Below are 17551 nucleotides of genomic sequence, written 5' to 3' on the forward strand. Positions count from 1 at the left end.
ACGCCTCCTACCTGTCGCTAATTGCTAATCTCTTTTCGAAACGGTTTACTAAGAATGTTAATAATGCCACTAACACTAAGTAGTAAATCGCTACGATCAGTAAATAAGTCATTTCGTCAAAGTTATTAGATCCAAGCGTTGTCGCTACGTTAAAGAGTTCATTCATCGAAATAAATGCAGCTAACGATGAATCTTTCAAACCGATAATAAATTGGTTGCCCAATGGTGGGAGCGCACGGCGAAATGCCTGCGGAAGTATAATTCTTCTTAATGTCAGAACTTTTGTCATACCTAAAGAACGGCCTGCTTCCATCTGCCCTTTATCAACGCCTTGGATAGTACCTCGAAGAATTTCAGAAATGTATGCACCATTATGAAGCGCCAAGGCAAGTGAAGCTGCCCAGAAATCAGGAAGAAGGAAAATTCCGCTTAGTCCGAAATAGAGAATAAAGATTTGAACGATTAGCGGTGTACCACGAACTAAAAAGACATAAATATCTGAAATGAGTTCTAATACTTTAAATTTGGAAATTTTCATTAATGCAAAGAAAAGCCCGATTACGATACCGATTAAAATGGATACAACCGTCAGCTCCAATGTTAAGAGCATGGCTTTAAGGAAAACATCTTTTGTATCTACTAATACTTCTAGAAAATGTGAAAAACTTGGCACTGTACCTACGTCCTTTCTTATTTAGAGGATTGAATTATTCAGGTTTTTTTGTAATGTCCTCACCAAAATACTTCATGCTAATCCGAGTAAGGGTTCCATCTTCCCGGAGTTTTTCCAGCGCCTCGTTTACTCGCTTTAATAGGTTAGGGTTATCCTGAGGAAGTACAATCGCTTGCTCACTGCGTTCGATTAACTGCTGCCCTTCAACTTTAAACCCTTCTTTTGCAGCGTTCTTTCCGGTAACAAAATCGGTGATTACCGCATCATGACGACCGCTGTTTAACGCCTGCAAAGCAGTGATATCGCTGTCATATGTTTTAACATTATCGGTATATCTGGAGGCTGTATCAGCATAGGTTGACCCTTTAGCTACAGCGACTTCCTTTCCGGCTAAATCATCAACATTTTTGATTTCACTTTCTGGTCGGGTAAAAATCTGCGGTCCAGAATAATAGTAGGGGGTAGAGAAAGCAACATGTTTGCTTCGCTGTGGATTGATCGTGTGGCTGGCAACCGCAACATCTGCACGGCCAGTCTTGACTCCTTCTACAATACCTTTAAACTTGATCCGCTTTTGAACCGGTTTTAGACCGAGTTCTTTTGCGATCGCTTCACCAACTTCGATATCAAAGCCTGACATCGAAAGGTCCTCATCGTTTACATAACTAAATGGTTTAAACTCGCCAGATGCAGCAAAAACAAACTGATCTTTATGTATCAGTTCAGATCCGTCGGCAAGCTTTTCCTTCTCCGCACAAGCAGATAAGAAGCAGGCCGCGATAAAACTGAATATCAATATTAACTTTTTTTCCAACCGCATATTGCGTATCAACTCCTCTCATGTATTTCTGCAATCTATTTTGCTAAGTATGTTACTAATAAGTGTGAATACCCTATTTACCTCTCGAATAAACAATGCGTGTCATAATTTGTACAAATTTAATCCGATTTTTCTCAGCTGAAAATGTCGAGTATTTTTATCATTGCTTTGCTAATATGTATCCATGAAGGAGGGGGATTGGGTGGCCCTAATTATTCCAAAATGTATGAAATGCAATAATGAAATTAAAGATGATGAAGAAGTGTTGGTCCAACTGCGTTACCCGAAGCGAAAAGGGTTTACGGAAATCAAAGCTTATCTGAATCTGGAAGGTAAATTCATTTGTGAAAAGTGCTCAGTGGAAATTAATAGTTAAACAAAAAAAGTTGCTCCTTTGGTAAATGAACCTGGAGCAACTTTTTATATGTTCAGGCAACTTGTTTACATGCTTCTGCACATTTAAAGCATGCTTCCGCACATTTTTTGCAGTGGTCATGGTCGTGCTTCTTGCATTCACTTCCGCATGCTTCACAAATTTTTGCACAAACGGCAGCCAGCTCAGAAAGAAACGGTGTACCTCTAGTAATCGCCTGTTCCAAGTAGTTACAAATATCTGCGCATTCTCTGTCCAAACGGATACATTCCGTCATTATCTGAACATGATCCTCTTTTAAGCAGGCGTCAAAACAGTGATTGCATGCTGCCATACATTCATGTAAAGTTTGCAGCAATTGTTGATGTTGCTCATGTGACATAGCCTATTCCTCCTCATTACAGTTTGTCCCCATTAAATTTCCCTTAATTCTGTCCGGTAAACTTACATAAAGAATTCCTAAAAAATTGTAAGGTTATATCATACCTTATAGGGGTATAATAAGTTGGGGATAAAATTGAAAAAAGGGAGCAATGAAGCGATGAAAAGAAAAAGTTTAGTACAAGGTGCGCTTGTTTTATGTACAGCGTTTGTTTTAGCGGCTTGCGGTGGAAATGAAGAAGATTCAAAATCCAAGGAAGAAATGGACCATTCACAAATGGATCATACCCAAATGGACCATTCAAGTTCAGGTGAAGTACCAGAAGGACTGGCTGATGCGAAAGACCCTACATATCCTGTTGGTAGTGAAGCAGTGATAAACGCTGATCATATGGGAGGTATGGACGGTGCAACAGCAACAATTACCGGTGCATTTGATACAACTGTCTATATGGTTACTTATATCCCAACAACTGGTGGTGAGCCAGTTGAAGATCATAAATGGGTCGTCCATGAAGAACTTGAGGATGCCGGAGAAGAACCATTCACTACCGGTGAAGAGGTCATATTAAATGCGGATCATATGGAAGGGATGGATGGCGCGACAGCTACAATCGATTCGGCTGAGCAAACGACCGTGTATATGGTGAGCTATAAAGATACCGAAACAGGTGAAGAAGTAACACATCATAAATGGGTAACAGAAAGTGAACTTTCCCCTGTACAATAAAATGTAAAAATAATAATGGCGTAGTTAATAAATAGGCAAGGTCCTTCACATAATGGTGTGAAGGGCTTTTTACATATTGGACAAAGCGGGAGATTACATGAACTAGCGATTTTAATGTTAAACTCATTAAATAAACATATAGTTAATATAAAAAAACGAATTTTATTATGAGCGATATAGAATCCCTTTAAAAGTAATTGGATTATGTAGTTTTCTTTAACGCTGATGAAGGGAGAGATGGTATGGTAAAGGACTTCGAAAAAGTAATGGATTCCCTTTCAAAAATAAATGTTATATCCAATCCGAATAATGAGCCAGTAACAATCATTGGTGAAGCAGAAGGTATAAGATGTGTAGGGATTGGGACTGATGCGGCAGTTTTTTGGTCCGAAAATGCCCCGGCATATGCATTCAAACTGTATGCGAAAGACAAGGCAGCGAAAGTAATGTTGGAAGAAGATGTTTACCGGAAGTTAGGCAATTCGCCTTTCTTTTCAACATGCTATGGCTCGAACGGCAATTGTCTTGTATTAAGTTACGAGGAAGGGAAAACGCTCTTTGACTGCATTCTTGAAGGCATCCATATTCCGGAACAGGTAATACAAGATGTTGAAGAAGCAAGAGAATATGCGCGCAGCAAGGGGCTGAACCCGCGTGATATTCATTTGAAAAATGTACTGCTGCAAAACGGGAGAGCCAAAATCATCGATGTTTCCGAATATACGATGTCCGGTAATGATTTTCGATGGGAACATTTAAAAAAAGGTTATGAGCAATACTATCATTTAATTGACGGAAAATCTGTACCAATCACGGTAGTTGAAAGCGTTCGTAAGTGGTATAACAGGCGAGGGAAGAATTCCTTGTCATTTGAAGAAATTACAACACCTATTTTAAAACTTTTCTTTAAATAATGAGCTTTTATGACAGTCTGCAAAAAAGCCTCGCATTTCGATGATCTATTCATCCAAATGCGAGGCTTATTTAAATAGATTTTCTTTCTATAAATTTTAAAAAATTCTGTAACTTTTGCACTCTACCTCAGTCTAATTCAATACAAAGTATGGAAAGGGAGGGGTTTACATGAAAAACGGCAAACTTTTCGGGATGGGGCTAGTCGCTACGCTTGTTGCGGTTATTGCGCTCGGTTATTTTATGTTGGCTAAAAATACCGAAGTGCAGGCAACGGGTATTTTATTCGAAGGGGAAACGTATTCCATTACATTAAAACAGCCTATTACAGGAAAAAGTTTAACGGATGGGTCCATTCTTGTTGTCGATGAAAACGGCAATAACGCGAAAGTGAAATTATCGGTTGATCAAGCCGGGACTGCTTTGTCTGTTGATGGGCTTAGTGTAGGGAAATATACACTACAGATTAAGCAAACAGCCTACACGAAAAAAGCGAAGTCGCAGCAGGAACAGTCGGTAGCACTTGAAGTTGTTAGGAAAGTGGAAAAACTTACTTCAACGGAAGACTTAAAAGATTACTTTAGGGCATTTATCGCCCAGGAAAATGCGATATCGAGCAGCTCTAATAATATGGTAGAAATGGAATCATCGATGTCGATGGAAAGCAAAGATTTAGGCAGTGGCGGGCCGAGTTACTCTACAACGAACAACCAGGTGGAAGGCATTGAAGAAGGGGATATAACGATTACGGACGGCCAATCGATTTATACGATTGTCGACAATAAAGTAGTCATTGTTGATGCAAAAACGATGAAGGTAGTAAAGCGTTTAAAGGTCGGCAAAGATATTTATCCATCACATTTAATGCTGCATGATCAAACATTGATCGTCGGATACACACAGTATGTGGAAACACAAAGAGAACCGTATTATGACGGGAAATCAGTTACGAAAATTGCCTTTTATGATGTAAAAGATGCAAAAAATCCAACGTTAGTACGTGAAGTAGGGCATGATGGGGATATTACAAGTATCCGTAAAGCGGGCAATTACCTTTACGTTGTATCCAGTCGTATGCCGAACTACTGGCTGCTGCAGGAAACACCGGATGTAGAGCTCCGTCCATCTACTTATGACGGGGAGAAGGAAACTGTTATGCAGGTTGATAAAATTCGTATGCTGCCTGAAAGCAATGAACCGAATTATTTAATCGTATCAGCAATCGATGTGAGCAATATAAAATCGGACGCATGGAAAACAGAGAGCTTCCTAGGGAATAGCGGGCAAATGTATATGTCGGAAAACGCAATCTATATTGCTTCGATGAATCATTACCGTTTCTGGCCATTAATGGAGCGCACGTCTCTTGAAGACACGGTATCCAGTACAATGCCGGTAAATCAAAACGATGAAACGACAATTTATAAAATTTCAATTGATAAAACAGCGGTAAAAATGACAGCGCAAGGTAAAGTGCCTGGTTCTGTTTTGAATCAATTTTCAATGGATGAACACGACGGGAATGTTCGCATCGCTACTACAGAAGGCAGTGCATGGGGAACAACGGCCAATTCGAAAAACCACCTCTTCATTTTGGATGAAAACTTAAAACAAGTAGGTGCGGTCAATGATCTGGCGAAAGGGGAACGCATTTACTCCGCTCGCTTCATGGGTGACAAAGCGTATTTAGTAACATTTAAAGAAACGGATCCGCTCTTTGTCATTGATACGAAAAATCCGACAGCGCCGAAAGTATTGGGAGAGCTGAAAATTCCTGGCTTCAGTAATTACTTGCATCCAATTGGCGAAAATCACTTGTTAGGTATTGGCTACGATACGGAAGTGCGGATGGAGGAAGGTTCAAAAGAGCCGGTTGTCTATACAAAAGGCATGAAATTGAGCCTGTTTGATGTGACGGATTTCAATAACCCGAAAGAACAGCAGGCAGTTGTAATCGGCGGTCGTGGTACTTATTCTCCTGTACAGTACGATCATAAAGCACTGTTCAGAGATTCACGTCAAAACTATTACGGCTTCCCGGTTACGATTTATTCGCCAACAGATGAGGAAGACCAGCTGAAATACGAAGGAACAGGTGCTTATATTTACAAAGTAACGCCTAAAGGAATCGAACTTGCAGCGGACATGATCGAAAAGGCGCGTCCTGGTGAACAATATGAAGATTCGTATAATGTTGTACAACGTCTTCTTTATATTGATGATGAGCTGTTTACCGTGTCTCGTTCAAAAGTGACGAGCTTCAACGGGAAAACATTTAAAAAGCAAAAGGTGATAGGTTTCTAATGAAGATTCAACCACAAGCACAGGTGGAATGGTGTTTGTGGTTTTTTCATGTTCACATAAAGGAGGTATTCAGGATTTCTTAAGAATTTCTTCATATTTAGCCTTTCTAAATATTAAGATTTGCCCTTTACAATGAAGTTAAGTGAAAAGGAGTGAACGATGATGATTAAAGTAACGAATTTACAACATACATTTTCCATCGGTAAACGCGGAAAGGAAAGACAGGTTCCGGTACTGAGAGATGTATCATTTGATGTAAAGAAGGGGGAAATCGTCGCAGTCGTCGGGAAAAGTGGATCAGGTAAATCGACACTGCTTCAGATTTTGGCGGGTTTTATGAAGCCGGAACACGGTTCGATTGTAGTAAATGCACAGGAAATTGCGGCATTTAATGAAGTTCAGAGTGCAAAATTCCGTTTAGAAAACTTCGGGTTTATTTTTCAAAACTTTCAGCTCATGCCAAGTTTGACGGCCTTTGAAAATATTGAACTACCGTTAAAGCTGCAAGGGATGAATGTATCGGAGCGCAGAAAACGGGTTGAAGTGATTATGAAAAAGGTCGGGTTAACTGAAGTGACGGACCATTATCCGAATGAATTATCAGGCGGTCAACAACAGCGTGTTAGTATTGCACGTGCCCTTGTGACGAACGCACCGATTTTGTTGGCGGATGAGCCGACAGGGAGCCTCGATTCAGAAACAGAACAGGATATTTTAATGCTGATCCAGCAGTTGAACCGTGAATTGGATCTGACATTCATTATTATTACGCATGATGAGGAAGTTGCGATGATTGCGGACAAGCGCTATCGCATGCACGATGGTCAATTGGTGAAAGAAGGTGAACACAATGCTTTTTAAAGATCAGGTAAATTTTGTGATGCAGCATATTAAGAAAAATAAACTGCGTGTATTTATGACGGTACTTGCCGCAACGATGGGCTGTGCATTTTTAATCGTACTTGCTTCGATCGGCTTTGGCTTACAGGATTCAATTGAAGATGAGATTCTATCGAGTGAAACGGTGACTAAAATTGAAGTGCTTGGCAGCCAAGCGTTGTTTACTGAAGAGGAAGTAGCAGATATCGAAGGGGTAGAAAATGTCCAGACGGTATTAAAAACGACAAGTGTGGATGCGAATGTAGCAGGCTATATGGGAGACCGTGACACGTCTACATCACTGCGTTTAGTTGACTTTACTGATTATGCAGCTGTATCGAAACCTTTATCGGAAGGGAAATACCCTGTAAACGAAAATGAAATTATTGTCGGCTATCATTTCGGCCAAACATTATTGAATGAAGCGGACCGCAAATTAGTTGAGGAAAAATCAAAGGCAGCAGAAGCAGAAGGCACTTATTACGATGGTGCTGAAGAAGGGTATAAGGATTCGCTTATTGGTAAGGAAGTGGAAATTACCCTAAGTACACATGAACAGCCAGATGTACTGTCAGATCGTAAGACATATACGATTGTCGGTGTTATGCCTGAGCCGGCTTATGAGTGGGCAATTGAAAACAGAATTTATATGATGGATGAGCAACGTGAAGTGATTGAAAATATGTATAGCCAAGCAATTGCCGATCTAGAGGTTGCCAGTGATTTTGAACTGTTTTCTGAGCGCTTCGATATTTATGCGGATAGTTTGGAATATGTGAAGCCGATTTTAGAAGAATTACGCGGAAAAGGCTACGGTGTGTATTCCGTTACCGAACAGTTGGATGAGTTGAATGTCTTCTTCCTAGTATTGAAAGCCGGACTTGTTTTTGTAGGAACAATCGCTGTACTGATTGCATCAATCGGTATCTTCAACACGATGACAATGGCGGTAACAGAACGTACGCGTGAGATCGGTGTATTAAAAGCGATTGGTGCCAGCCCGAAACTGATTCAACGACTGTTTTTAATGGAAAGTACGTTTATCGGGGTTATTGGAACTGTTCTTGCAATTGCAATTTCATATGTTGTAAGCTTTGCATCGAATGCGCTATTGCCGATTATTTTAAAGGCAGCAACTGGCGAAGATGGATTCAATAATGTTCAATTTTCAGCAATTCCTTGGCAGCTTGTAGTGATTGCAGCAGCGATCAGTATTGGTGTGGCAATGATTTCAGGTTTACGCCCCGCACGTAAAGCAACGAAAATTGAAGTTATGCAGGCGTTAAGACAGGAATTATAGAATGGATTTAAGGACCAAACATCAGTATTGTTTGGTCCTTTTACGTATTTGGAAAAAGCTGGTGCTGGGCGGCTGAAAGTTCTAATAAATCTTTAAATGTTCTAATATATTTTTATTTGTTCTAATAAATTTTCGATTTTCTAATATATCCCGCGCTTCTTCTAATAAGTGTCCCCGGTTGTCTAATATCGCTTTCTGATGTTCTAATATCGAGTCGGGATTGACTAAAAAACCAAAATTTCTTCTAATATAAGTTCCTTTCAAGAGGGAACACCGTTTATTACCTTGAAGCGGGGCTGGACCGAATACAAATCACCCGTGCCACCAACCGGTTTTACAATTGATATAGACTAAATATTGATACTCGCCTTTGCCATCCTTTTGAATAAACAGTTCATAATAAGAATTTCTATCATACACTAAACGTATTTTATCGTTTTTCGAAACGAATTGTTCCTTGATTTCCGCGATAGCCTTTGCTTTTACACCCGGCGCCCAAGCAGATGGATGCTCAAATTTCAGGTCATGTGTTGGAACATATGCATATTTGCCATTGTACTTAATTTTTGACCATCCATACTGATCAGCTGATGATGTGTCTTCCTGATCCGTACCGATTGGAACACCGCCGTATACTTTTACAGAAGATTTCGCTTTAAGTTTACCGAGCGTTTTATAGGATTCGCCTGGTGCAGATTTTACAAGTATTGTTTTCTTTGCAAAAGCTTTTTCAAAATCAGCGGCTTGAGCATTTTCATTGTTCATGACAAAAAGGCTCCCGATAAAAACAAGGGCCATTATTAAAATTGTTAAGTTTTTCATCTTAAATTCTCTCCATTCAGCGGTTTATTGGATATAATATCGCCTCTTAATAATAGGAAATGGTTTTGGAGAAAGGGTTACAAAAAAGTTACAGTTTCTATACTGTGGTCAGAAATTCATGAATGCAAAAAGCGGTCCTCCCAAATTTGGGAAGGACCGCTTTAAGCTGCTTCAATAATTGTTATGAAGCTCTACGCATTGATTTCATGATAAAGCTTACAATGAATACAAGTATAATCGCACCTATTAGAGCAGGGAAGATATAGAAATCAGAAACTTTAGGTCCCCAACTTCCTAGAAGCATACCACCAATCCATGCACCAATAATACCTGCAATAATATTACCAATAATTCCGCCTGGGATATCTTTACCTAAAATAACTCCTGCAAGCCAACCGATAACTCCACCAATAATTAAAAACCAAAGAAAACTCATAATTTTCATCTCCTATTTTTTATTGTAACTATTTCGCGATAGTGTTTTATAACCTTTATTCAACACTTTAAAACATAAAATGAAAAAAAGTTACAAAAGTCTTATAGAAGATAGCGATTATACTCGTGAATTTTTAGAAATGGCTAGTTTTTCAAAAGGGTTTCCAATAATCTCAGCTGTTGTTCGAGTTGAAAATACGCTTGTTCTGCCTGTTCGAGTGTGACCAGTTCAAAATGAAGTGGCTGTTTCGGTCTGAGCTGTGCAACTTTATGTATATCGGCCGAAATAATTTGAGCGATTTTTGGATAGCCGCCTGTTGTTTGTCGATCTGCCATCAGTAAAATAGGCTGTCCGCTTGGAGGGAGCTGAATCGTCCCAATTGTAACGGCTTCAGAAAGCAAATTAAATGGTTTTTCCAGTGAAATTACATTTTGTCCTTCCAGCCGGTAACCCATTCGATCGGCTTCAAGCGAAATGGTATAGTGCTGTTCGATGAAGCGTTGCTGCATTTGAGGGCTGAATTCATGCCATTCGGTCCCTTTTAATAGGCGGATGTGCTTTCGTTCATAAAACTGATCTGTGTTTACTTGATATGTATGATACGGATTGAACGATTCTTCATAAGAAATCAAATCATTCACTTGAAGCGTTCGTCCAAGAAAACCACCAAAGCTTGCTTTTATATAAGTACTGCAACTGCCGAGTATTTCCTCAACAGAAAAGCCGCCCGCAATACATAAATAGCTTCTTGCGCCGTTTTCAATGGCACCGCATTTTAATACATCACCTCTTCTGATGGGGATTACTTTATACATCGGGACCGGGTTATCGTTAACTGTTGCGTGCATTTTTCCGCCCGCCAATACAATTGCAGTCGTTTTCAGAAATTCGAATGTGCCGCCAATTAATGTCATTTCAATTGCTGCTTTATTGTACTGTTTCAGTAGGGCATTTCCGATGCGAAAAGCGATTGCATCCATGACACCACTTACAATAACACCGTATTGCTGATATCCCGTACGCCCTGCATCTTGAACAGTGCTGAACAATCCGGGTTTGATTACTTTTAGCATGAAGGTCCCTCCTTAATAGCGACAAAGCGTATACGGTCACCTGCTCGCAGTAGTGACGGCGGATTTTGTTCCGGTAAAAATAACGGTGTCGTCGTACGACCGATTATTTGCCAGCCTCCTGGTGTTGAGAGCGGGTAAATGCCTGTCTGCTCACCTGCGATACCGACTGAACCAGCCATAATTTCAAGTCTTGGTATAGCCCGGCGCGGTGTTGCGATTCTTTTGTCCATCCCGCCTAAAAACGGAAAACCTGGTGCAAAGCCGAGCATGTGGACAAGATATTCCTGAGATGTATGGATTGCAATGACTTCTTCAGGTGTTAGGCCGTTGATGTCCGCAACCTCGTTTAAATCGGGTCCATATTCACCCCCGTAAAGTACGGAAATCTCAATTAACCGGCTTTCATGGGGAGCTTCCTGATGTTGATGCTCAAGCAGACTTTTAATATAATGCTGAACTTTTTCGGCGCTCGTTGTATTATGCTCCTGGTGCAAAGATTTCCGCACTGTAAACGGGTCGTAATACACACAGAAGTTTGTATAGCTTGGCACAATTTCCATTAGTCCCGGGAATGGATGTTCCTGTAAAATCGCAATTGCCTGCTGGATTTGCTGGTGGGTTTGTTCATTAATCGTCGAACTGAACTGAACGAACAGTGCTTGGTCGCTAAGTTGTTTAAATTGCAGTGCCGGCATGAAATGTCACCTCATTATTGGAATGAATCCTTATGTATGGCATGATAATAGCATAACATTCAGATAATTCCAAAGTTGGGGGAGACATTATGTTTCAAGTAGATATTAATTGTGATTTGGGAGAAAGCTTTGGACGTTATAGGCTGGGGGAGCAAGAGGAGATTCTTCGTTATATTACGTCCGCCAATATTGCCTGCGGATTTCATGCAGGAGATCCGTCTGTCATGCGTGAAACGGTAGAGCTTGCGATTAAGAATAATGTACAAATCGGTGCGCATCCAGGACTACCGGATTTAAACGGTTTCGGGAGAAGAGAAATGAAAATCTCATGGCAGGAAGCATATGATCTGGTTGTTTATCAAATTGGTGCACTACAAGGTTTTTTGACAGCAAAAGGCGTGAAGATGCAGCATGTGAAACCGCACGGAGCGCTTTATAATATGGCGGCGGTAAATGAGGAGCTTGCCGATGCTATTGCAAAGGCTGTTCATGATGTATCACCAGGACTTCTTTTATATGGTTTGGCATCAAGTCAGTTAACGGCTGCCGGTGAAAAATACGGCTTACAAACAATCCATGAAGTATTTGCGGATCGTACATATCAGGCGGATGGTACATTAACATCCCGCTCTATGACAAATGCGCTCATTACAGATGAGGCAAAAGCGATTGCTCAAATTATTGAAATGGTGAAGGAGGGGACCGTTACCTCTGTTCATCATACGAAAGTGGCATTGCAGGCTCATAGTATTTGTGTACATGGAGACGGTGAACATGCCGTGCAATTTGCAAAACGCGCACGTCTGGAACTGGAACAGCAGGGGGTAGCGGTTAAAGCATTTAAGTGAGGATTAATTGATCTCAATTGGGGATTAAGTGTAAGAATTTGAGGATTAACCCAATAAAAGTGAGGATTAATTACTCTTAATTGAGGAATAAGTTCAAGCTTATGCAAAAAAGAGTGGCGATTATATATCGTCACTCTTTTTAAGTCACTTTTAATGATACGGCAAAATCTCTGAAACCGTTAAAAATTCATAGCCTTCCTTTTGTAGGTAGGCAAGGACAGGTTCCAGTCCATCTACCGTAGATTGGTGGATATCATGCATTAAAACGATTGCATTATTATGCAATGCCTTTTTCACCATCGGGAACAATTTTTCCGAATCGCGGTACTTCCAGTCAAGTGTATCAATCGTCCAGTTGACCGATTTACATGGAATCGTGTTTCGCACATCATCATTAATCGCCCCATAAGGAGGACGGAAAACAGTTGAATTTTCACCCGTCGCATGGATAATTGCTTCCTCGGTAGAATTGTACTCCTTTTCAATTTCAGCTGGAGTCATTTTCGTTAAAACAGGGTGTGACCACGTATGATTACCGAGTTCATGCCCACTATCCAGCACTTCACGTACTAAGCCCGGATAATATTGCGCCCGGCTTCCAAGCATAAAGAAAGTGGCCTTGGCATTGTACTTTTCCAGAAGCGCTAAAATCTGCTTCGTTACTTCCGGATGAGGACCATCATCAAATGTAAGGGCGATCCGTTTTTTCGATGATTCTTTATCAGTAGGAATAATCGTAGTTTCAGATTGCATTTCTATTTGGAAATCAGAAGCCAGAAGCGGGTTGATGAATGACAAAGGAATTTCCACTACCGGAACACCTGCTTCCGGTTTTGTCACTTCACCTTCATTGAAATAAATAAAAAGCGAGTCGTCTTTCAAAGCAAAACGTTTAAATAAACGCCATTTTGGCTCGGTAGCGAATGCGAGCTCCTTTTCTAATACATACTCTTTATAAGCTGGGTTTTTAAGCATTTCCGATTGCACATGTGCTGCAAAAGTTTTCAGACTGGCTAAATCCTCATTTAAAAGAGCACGTATATCGATCAAATCGCCTGTTTCATAATCAATGAGAAATGTTTCGATCGTTGTTTGCTTCTCTTCGGTAGTTAAAACCGTATTATTCGTTAAAACAAAGGAGTAATAATGATCATGCTCGAATGTTTCAACAGTTATCGTAAGGTCGCCTGTTAACTTCTTTGAGTCCTGCTGCAGGCGCATCATGCTTATGTAATATTGCTTTGATTGTTCTATATATGTCGTTACCGCGCTATTAAAAGCTTCATATTCCGTTAGCGGATACTGAACGGTATAGGGCATTTTCTTGTCATCTGACTGATCAGTGACAATTTTTATACCAGGGAATTTTGATGCTTCCTCTGTGATCGTATGTTCTTTAGCGGATGTTTTATCGGTTTGCCGGAAAATCGGGTCATCGCTTATAAAAGTTAAAAACACGATAATGGCACCTAAAACACCGATCGCGCCAATAAGAAGTAAGTCAATCCAAGGACCACGCCGTTTTCTGTAAGGGTTTGTCATGATGTACCGGGTTCCTTTCTAATTGGGATAATCTATTATCTGTTTCCAGAATGAAAGTCATTGTGAATTTTAAGGAAATACACTGTTCTGTCAGCATAAATTGTACGAAAAAAGACTGTTATTTTCCGATTGCTTCAAGTAATATGAGCTAAGAAGTGGAAGGGGGTCCCTTGAATGAATGCTGAAAATACGGAACTGGCGCTCGACTGCTTTTTGCTTGCAGGTCGTATTATGATTGAAAGCGGTGCTGAAACGTATCGAGTGGAAGATACAATGCTCAGAATGGCCCGTTCTCAAAATATGATGAATGCACAAAGCTATGTGACGCCGACAGGTATTATTTTCTCTCTAGGTAAAACGCAGCCTACACAAATTACATCGATTCCAACACGAATTACGGATTTACATCGAATTGTGCTTGTAAACAATGTTTCACGTAAGCTTACATCTCAAATGATAACATTAGAGCAGGCGTATGACGAGTTAAAGAAGATAGAAAAAACAAATTATTTCCTCCCGATTTTTGTTCAAGTTTTGGCGGCATGTTTAGCGAGTAGTGCCTTTTTACTGCTGTTTAAAGGGACGATTTCGGATATCCCGGCAGCCTTTGTTGCAGGTGGTGTCGGCCTGTATATTGTGACGATTCTTCATAATATGACACGTGTTAAATTTTTCTCCGAGTTTTTAGCATCGGTAGGGGTAGGTGCTGTTGCATATATCGCAGTACATTTTAATGTCGGTACGGAAATAGACAAAATTATTATCGGTTCGGTCATGCCTCTCGTGCCGGGTCTGCTCATTACGAATGCAGTCCGCGATTTAATGGCAGGACATTTCACGGCTGGGATGGCAAAAGGTGCCGAAGCCTTTTTAACGGCGTTTGCGATCGGTTCAGGTATTGCACTTGTGCTTTCGCTATAAGTTTTTGGATCAATTCGGAGTGTGATCATTCCAAGGTATGATCGATTGGAAGGGAGCGTTCGTTGGTGGAACATGTGTTAGTTCAAATCTTTATCAGTTTTATTGCGACCGCCTGTTTTGGTGTTATTTTTAATGCCCCGATTAAAACAATTCCGGCATGTGGTTTCGTCGGCGCTGTCGGGTGGGCGGTATATTATGTTCTGTTCGAAGGCGGACTGGATGATGTTCGCGCATCCTTTCTTGGGGCATTTGTCGTTTCTTTAGTAGCATATTTCTTTGCGCGTAAATTTAGGATGCCGATGATCATATTTAGTGTTTCCGGAATAATTCCGCTCGTACCAGGGGGCATTGCATACAGTACGATGCGCAATGTGATGGAGCTTGATTATATTGCAGGGCTGGAAAATGGAATCCGGGCATTTATGATTTCGGGCGCAATTGCGATGGGACTTGTATTTGCGGAAGTCATGATGCAGATTATCCTGCGCTTAATGAGAAAAGGGAGAACTTCGATTCAATCTTTTACAAAAGTAAAAAAGAGAAGCTCGTAAAGCACTGAATATCAGTTGCCTTACGAGCTTTTATTTAACCTAATAATGATGAAATTTCTTCTGTAGAGCTTGGTTTGCTTACGTAGTAACCTTGGATGACCTCGCAGCCGATGCTTGTCAGGAACTGCATTTGTTCTTCTGTTTCCACACCTTCTGCAACGACCGTAAGATTCATTGATTTTCCTAGCTGTACCATACCGTTTACGAGCTGCTGGTTTTTTTCCGATTTCAGCGAGCGGATAAATGTCTGGTCGATTTTTAAAATCGAAATCGGCAGAAGCTGCATGTAGCGGAACGAACCGTAACCTGTACCGAAGTCGTCTAGTGCAAAGACGATGCCTTCATTTTCAAGTGTCCGCATTTGCTTAATAATGCCTGTTTCAGCTTCAGCTTCCAATGCAAACTTTTCGGTAATTTCGATTTGCAGTAAATTCGCCGGGCATCCAGTACGTTCAAGTGTTTCCAAAATGGACTTGGCCATATTTTTATCACGGAACTCGCGTACAGAAGAGTTGATGCTCACTTTGATCGGATGGCCCGCATTTTTCCATAGGACCGCTTGTTCACATGCTTTCTCAAGCATAAACGAACCGATATTATTAATGAGACCTGTCTCTTCCGCAATAGGGATCAGTTCATCAGGCGAAACAGTGCCGATTTCTTCATCATCCCAACGGACTAATGCCTCGACAGCAGTAATTTTACCGCTTCTTAAATCAAGTTGAGGCTGGTAGAGAACATGCAGGTTTTTTTGATCTAATGCAAGCAGTAATCGTTTTTCGACAATCGATCTGCGGTTTAATGCAGCATGCGAAGATTTTGATAAGGAAACGATGCTGTCACCGCCCGCGCTCCGTACAGAAGCGATCGTAGCCAAAGATGCCTTCATCAATTGGGAGAATGTCATTTGATCTTCCGGGAAGCGTGTAATCCCGCCGCTTAATGAAAGTGGAACTGCTACGTTACCGCTGTAGATTGGATTTTGCTGTAAGTAATTCAGGAAACCTTGTGTAAACCATTCTGGTAATGGTGTAATTACGACAAATTCACTTTCATTAATACGAGCCATCGTACTATCTTGGAAATACATTTTCATGCGTTTCGTAAATTCCAGGATAAGGGAATTTCCGGCTACGCCATCATGTAAATCCTTAATTGTGTAAAACTTATCGATACTTAAGTAAACGAATGAAAAATGGCGCTCTTCTTCAATCATTTCCCCGATGATTTGTTCCAGACGGTGGACATTCATCATTCCAGTTTCTGTATCGATATATGCAATTTTCTCCAGTTGGAACTGAATCTTTTTCTCTTTTGTAATATTCCGCTCAATCAGCAAATACTCGTTCTTTTCAGATGTTTTACCCATCATCGGAATCGCCGTTAAGTGTACCCAGTAAAGCTGCTCATCCTTTGTTAATTTCTCAACTTCACCTTGCCAAACTTGCCCATTTTGCAACGTTTTCCAAATTTCCAGGACTAATTTTTCCGATTCCGGATTTTGCGGAAACAATTGCCACAATGTTTTCCCGATGACCCGTTTTGGTGTCCAGCGGCTTGCTGTTAAAAATGGCTGATTTGTTTGAGTAATAAAGCCGTCCTGGTCAAGTGTAACGGTCATGAATGATTGGTGGATCCCGTTTTTAAGGTCGACTAAATGCTGCTGTTCTTCATCCATTAAACGGACTTCTTCATTTGGAATACAAAGAACAGAAATTGCTTGCTCATTTGCAAAGACAGTCGGCTTCGTATAAAGAGTGCAAGTTTTGGAAGATTGACCTTTCAGTGAAAGAGGAATGTTGTGCAAACATAACGCTACCGAACTTGTTAAAATAGATTCAATGACATCGTCACCTACTTCTGAAAATAGCGTATCGTGTATGGAATTTCCGATTAGTTCTTTTGTATCTTTTGTTGGATAGTCTAATTGACGGATATTTCCATGAACGAGTGTACCATTAGGTAAAAGTACAAAAGAAGGAAAAGGGGTATCTAGTAGTGGCTCAGTACTAGTAGAATAGATTTGTTCTTTTGTCATAAGTTAAGTCTCCTTAATTAATTAATTCATATTGCAATTATAATTAAATAACATCGTTTAGTCATTTAAGATGAATTTTTATTTGTAAAAAATAATCATGCATAGGATTATTATACCTTATTATTGGGTAATAAGTAGTTAAAATTATGCATCTTTACTAGAAAAATTGTATCATGAATTTGTTTTATTTTTAATGAAAATAATATTTAAGGAAAGAGAATTTTAAAGGATTTATGCGTGAGTATTGCGTTAC

The 17551-nt window shown here is 40.3% G+C and carries 17 protein-coding genes and 1 pseudogene; 9 read left to right on the forward strand and 9 right to left on the reverse strand.

The genetic code is table 11. The features are described 5' to 3' along the window. Window positions 1-7: 7 nt before the first annotated feature. Together MKY27_RS01780 and MKY27_RS01785 are read right to left on the reverse strand one after the other, a co-directional pair. Window positions 8-673 carry an amino acid ABC transporter permease gene (locus MKY27_RS01780; RefSeq protein WP_079523821.1) on the reverse strand — a complete coding sequence of 222 codons (666 nt, stop codon included), beginning with the start codon at window positions 671-673 and terminating at the stop codon, window positions 8-10. Between the two features lie 34 nt (window positions 674-707). Continuing rightward, window positions 708-1493: a transporter substrate-binding domain-containing protein gene (locus MKY27_RS01785; RefSeq protein WP_339197253.1), complete on the reverse strand. Its 786-nt coding sequence runs from the start codon at window positions 1491-1493 to the stop codon at window positions 708-710. A gap of 202 nt (window positions 1494-1695) precedes the next feature. Here MKY27_RS01785 and MKY27_RS01790 point away from each other — a divergent pair, with 202 nt between their 5' ends. Further along, window positions 1696-1869, forward strand: a complete 174-nt coding sequence (locus tag MKY27_RS01790) for a Fe3+ hydroxamate ABC transporter substrate-binding protein (RefSeq protein WP_339197255.1) — start codon at window positions 1696-1698, stop codon at window positions 1867-1869. Window positions 1870-1921: 52 nt separating this feature from the next. Here the strand turns inward: MKY27_RS01790 and MKY27_RS01795 are convergent, their stop codons facing one another. Further along, window positions 1922-2248 carry a four-helix bundle copper-binding protein gene (locus tag MKY27_RS01795; RefSeq protein ID WP_339197257.1) on the reverse strand — a complete coding sequence of 109 codons (327 nt, stop codon included), beginning with the start codon at window positions 2246-2248 and terminating at the stop codon, window positions 1922-1924. Window positions 2249-2407: 159 nt separating this feature from the next. On the opposite strand from MKY27_RS01795, the gene MKY27_RS01800 reads away from it, so the two are divergent. The 5 genes from MKY27_RS01800 to MKY27_RS01820 all read left to right on the forward strand — a co-directional run bounded on the left by MKY27_RS01800 (window position 2408) and on the right by MKY27_RS01820 (window position 8372). After that, complete coding sequence (locus tag MKY27_RS01800; RefSeq protein ID WP_339199582.1) at window positions 2408-2977, forward strand: YdhK family protein; 570 nt, start codon at window positions 2408-2410, stop codon at window positions 2975-2977. 242 nt (window positions 2978-3219) lie between these two features. Further along, window positions 3220-3891: a serine/threonine protein kinase gene (locus tag MKY27_RS01805; protein ID WP_339197259.1), complete on the forward strand. Its 672-nt coding sequence runs from the start codon at window positions 3220-3222 to the stop codon at window positions 3889-3891. A gap of 169 nt (window positions 3892-4060) precedes the next feature. Beyond that, a complete protein-coding gene (locus MKY27_RS01810; RefSeq protein WP_339197262.1) occupies window positions 4061-6193 on the forward strand; it encodes a beta-propeller domain-containing protein in 2133 nt (710 codons plus the stop codon). A 162-nt stretch (window positions 6194-6355) separates the two neighbouring features. Next, complete coding sequence (locus tag MKY27_RS01815) at window positions 6356-7054, forward strand: ABC transporter ATP-binding protein (RefSeq protein WP_339199584.1); 699 nt, start codon at window positions 6356-6358, stop codon at window positions 7052-7054. Beyond that, a complete protein-coding gene (locus tag MKY27_RS01820) occupies window positions 7044-8372 on the forward strand; it encodes an FtsX-like permease family protein (RefSeq protein ID WP_339197265.1) in 1329 nt (442 codons plus the stop codon). The genes MKY27_RS01815 and MKY27_RS01820 overlap by 11 nt, the downstream gene beginning before the upstream one ends. A 312-nt stretch (window positions 8373-8684) precedes the next feature. Here the strand turns inward: MKY27_RS01820 and MKY27_RS01825 are convergent, their stop codons facing one another. From MKY27_RS01825 to pxpB, 4 genes and pseudogenes are all read right to left on the reverse strand, one after another. Continuing rightward, complete coding sequence (locus MKY27_RS01825) at window positions 8685-9194, reverse strand: SH3 domain-containing protein (protein ID WP_339197267.1); 510 nt, start codon at window positions 9192-9194, stop codon at window positions 8685-8687. 181 nt (window positions 9195-9375) lie between these two features. Then, window positions 9376-9630: a GlsB/YeaQ/YmgE family stress response membrane protein gene (locus tag MKY27_RS01830; protein WP_339174940.1), complete on the reverse strand. Its 255-nt coding sequence runs from the start codon at window positions 9628-9630 to the stop codon at window positions 9376-9378. Window positions 9631-9773: 143 nt separating this feature from the next. Then, window positions 9774-10703: a biotin-dependent carboxyltransferase family protein gene (locus MKY27_RS01835; protein WP_339197269.1), complete on the reverse strand. Its 930-nt coding sequence runs from the start codon at window positions 10701-10703 to the stop codon at window positions 9774-9776. Next, a pseudogene (gene pxpB, locus MKY27_RS01840) lies at window positions 10699-11398 on the reverse strand (5-oxoprolinase subunit PxpB); the annotation flags it as partial. The pseudogene pxpB and the gene MKY27_RS01835, both read right to left, overlap by 5 nt. Window positions 11399-11487: 89 nt before the next feature. On the opposite strand from pxpB, the gene MKY27_RS01845 reads away from it, so the two are divergent. Next, entirely contained in the window at window positions 11488-12246 is a 759-nt protein-coding gene (locus MKY27_RS01845; protein WP_339197271.1) for a 5-oxoprolinase subunit PxpA, read from the forward strand. Between the two features lie 150 nt (window positions 12247-12396). Here the strand turns inward: MKY27_RS01845 and MKY27_RS01850 are convergent, their stop codons facing one another. Beyond that, on the reverse strand, window positions 12397-13788 hold the full coding sequence (locus tag MKY27_RS01850) for a polysaccharide deacetylase family protein (RefSeq protein WP_339197274.1): 1392 nt from the start codon (window positions 13786-13788) through the stop codon (window positions 12397-12399). Window positions 13789-13962: 174 nt separating this feature from the next. Between MKY27_RS01850 and MKY27_RS01855 the strand changes: the two genes are divergently transcribed. Beyond that, on the forward strand, window positions 13963-14709 hold the full coding sequence (locus MKY27_RS01855; RefSeq protein ID WP_339174945.1) for a threonine/serine exporter family protein: 747 nt from the start codon (window positions 13963-13965) through the stop codon (window positions 14707-14709). Between the two features lie 65 nt (window positions 14710-14774). Then, window positions 14775-15260 carry a threonine/serine exporter family protein gene (locus tag MKY27_RS01860; RefSeq protein WP_339174946.1) on the forward strand — a complete coding sequence of 162 codons (486 nt, stop codon included), beginning with the start codon at window positions 14775-14777 and terminating at the stop codon, window positions 15258-15260. Window positions 15261-15294: 34 nt separating this feature from the next. Here MKY27_RS01860 and MKY27_RS01865 read toward each other — a convergent pair whose 3' ends face one another. Then, window positions 15295-17298: an EAL domain-containing protein gene (locus tag MKY27_RS01865; protein ID WP_339197277.1), complete on the reverse strand. Its 2004-nt coding sequence runs from the start codon at window positions 17296-17298 to the stop codon at window positions 15295-15297. Between the last annotated feature and the right edge of the window lie 253 nt (window positions 17299-17551).

The sequence above is a fragment of the Solibacillus sp. FSL R5-0449 genome (genome assembly GCF_037975215.1).
GTDB lineage: Bacteria > Bacillota > Bacilli > Bacillales_A > Planococcaceae > Solibacillus.